The sequence below is a fragment of the Hydrogenophaga sp. genome (assembly GCF_035481345.1).
Taxonomy (GTDB): Bacteria; Pseudomonadota; Gammaproteobacteria; order Burkholderiales; family Burkholderiaceae_C; genus Hydrogenophaga.
This window is the reverse complement of sequence record NZ_DATIGV010000210.1, coordinates 1-2,179: the sequence shown is the minus strand read 5'-3', so window position 1 is coordinate 2,179 and position 2,179 is coordinate 1. Positions and strand designations below refer to the sequence as shown.

Annotated in this window: 2 protein-coding genes; both read right to left on the bottom strand. The window is 71.1% G+C overall.

Going from position 1 to position 2,179, the window contains the following annotated elements:
- Nucleotides 1-328: 328 nt before the first annotated feature.
- Nucleotides 329-1,333 carry a chemotaxis protein CheW gene (locus VLG41_RS21800; RefSeq protein ID WP_325351478.1) on the bottom strand — a complete coding sequence of 335 codons (1,005 nt, stop codon included), beginning with the start codon at nt 1,331-1,333 and terminating at the stop codon, nt 329-331.
- Nucleotides 1,330-2,112: a ParA family protein gene (locus VLG41_RS21795; RefSeq protein WP_277726373.1), complete on the bottom strand. Its 783-nt coding sequence runs from the start codon at nt 2,110-2,112 to the stop codon at nt 1,330-1,332. The genes VLG41_RS21800 and VLG41_RS21795 overlap by 4 nt, the downstream gene beginning before the upstream one ends.
- Nucleotides 2,113-2,179 lie beyond the last annotated feature (67 nt).

Below are 2,179 nucleotides of genomic sequence, written 5' to 3'. Positions count from 1 at the left end.
CAGCACCAGCGGGCCAGGCTGTGCGACATGCATGGCCAGGTGTTGCTTGAGGTCGGTGGCGGCCTCGATGCCGAGGTCATCACCCAGGGGCACTGCGCTCATCGTGTCTCCGGAAGGGCGGCTCTAGTGGGGTATCGGCGCTCACGGGCCACTCTTGAGCATCCGGTGTGGATATGTGACGCGGTTCGTGGAATGCAGGGAGCAGGCGGCGGGGATGGGAAGCCCACTTCGGCGCGTGCGTTCCCGGCTTCCAGAACACCTGGCAACACCGGCATGGAGGTGCTGGCGGAGTGCACCATCCTGTGTGCCTTGTTCCGATTTCCCCACATCACTGCAGGACTTGCGAGGCGTCCAGCAGGATCACCGCGCGTTCGTTGAGGCGGGCCACGCCGCGGAACAGGGGATTCGCGATGCGGCCGACGCGCGCGTTGTCGGGGGATTCGATCTGGTTGTCGGTCAGGTTGGCCACGTCCTCCACCGCGCTGACGCGCAGGCCGAGGATCTCGCCGTGCTCTTCGAGCACCACGATGCGCGTGGCGGCATCGGTGTCGATCGCACTGCGGCCCAGGTACAGGCCCATGTCGATGACCGGCACCACCTGGCCGCGCAGGTTCATCACGCCCAGCATGTGCGGCGCGGCGCCGCGCAGCGGCAGCAGGGTGGCGGGGCGCACGACTTCCTGCACCTTCAGCAGTTCCAGCGCGTAGTGCTGCTGGTCGCAGCGCAGGCGCAGCCAGCGCGTCTTGCGCTCGGTCGCGCGGCGGCGCTCGCCGGTGTCGGGCAGCGCTTCCTGCAGGTACGGCTTGCTGGGCAGCGGCGCCAGGGCACGCGGGGCCTGCACGGCGGGTGCGGCCGGTGCGGCGACGGGCGCGGGTCCGGCAATCCGTGCGGTGGGCGCGGCGCCGCCGTGCAGGTCGTCAAGCAGGGCTTCGAACTCGTCGTCGCTGATCATGTCGCCGGCGCTGCCTGCGCGCGCAGGCGCGACCGCCAGCGCAGGCGCGGGAGGCGTCGGCGCCGCGACGATCGGTTCGCTGGCGGGCGCGGCCACCGCGGTGGGGGCGCCACTGCCGTGCAGCTGGTCCAGCAGCGCTTCGAACTCATCGTCGTCGATCATGTCCGCGTCGCTGCCCGGCCGCACCGGGGCGATCGCCAGCGCGGGAGGCGCTTCGACCTTCGCGATGGGCGGCGCGGGCGTGTCGGCCGCGTCGGGGGATGTGCCGGCGGTCACCGCCGTTTCCTCGACGACCACGGCCAGGGACGGAGCGACGGTTGCCGTGCCCAGTTCGCCCAGCAGGTCGTGCAGGTAGTCGTCGAGGACGGCGGGCGTGTTCATGCGGCTTGCTCGGTGGCGCGTGCTTCCGTCAGCAGCAGCCAGTCCAGCGCGCGGCGGTAAGCCGACAACCCGCGACCGGGATACTGTGCGGGCGGGCTGGAACGGGTCAGTGCATCGACGCTGCAGATGCGCGTGTCGTTGGGGATGGCGTCGTTCCAGACGCGTCCGCCGTACTCGTCCTGCATCGCCTTCAACGTCTCGGCACCGGTGCGGGTGCGCTTGTCGTACAGCGTGGGCAGGATCGATACCGGCAGTTCGCGGTGGCGCGAGCGCTGGATCATGTCGACGGTGCGGCACATGCCTTTCAGGCCGTGCAGCGCCAGCGGTTCGGTCTGGGTCGGAATGATGACGTGGTCGGCAGCGGCCAGCGCATTGACCATCAGCAGGCCCAGCGTGGGCGGGCAGTCGAACAGCACGTGGTCCCACGCCTGGCCGCCGCGTGCGAGCGCATTGGACAGGGCCAGGCCCAGGCCCGGCTGGGTGGCGCTGCGGCGCTCCAGCGTGGCCAGCGGCGTCTGCGCGGGTACGAAGGTGAGGTTTTCGATCTCGGTGGCGCGCGCCACGCTGGCGAGCGTGGGCGGTTGCTCATCGAACAGGTCCAGCACGCCGGAAGGCTGCGGCTCGGCAGGCACGCCGAACGCGCGCGTCAGCGACGCGTGCGGGTCCAGGTCCACGAGCAGCACGCGGCGGCCACGCATGGCCAGCGCGCGCCCGAGGGCGAGGGTGGTGGTGGTCTTGCCGACGCCGCCTTTCTGGTTGGCGATTGCCCACACGCGCATCACTGGACTCCTTCATGGACCTGGGGCGCCGGCGGCGCTCCGGGCATGGGCGACGCGGCGTGGGTCG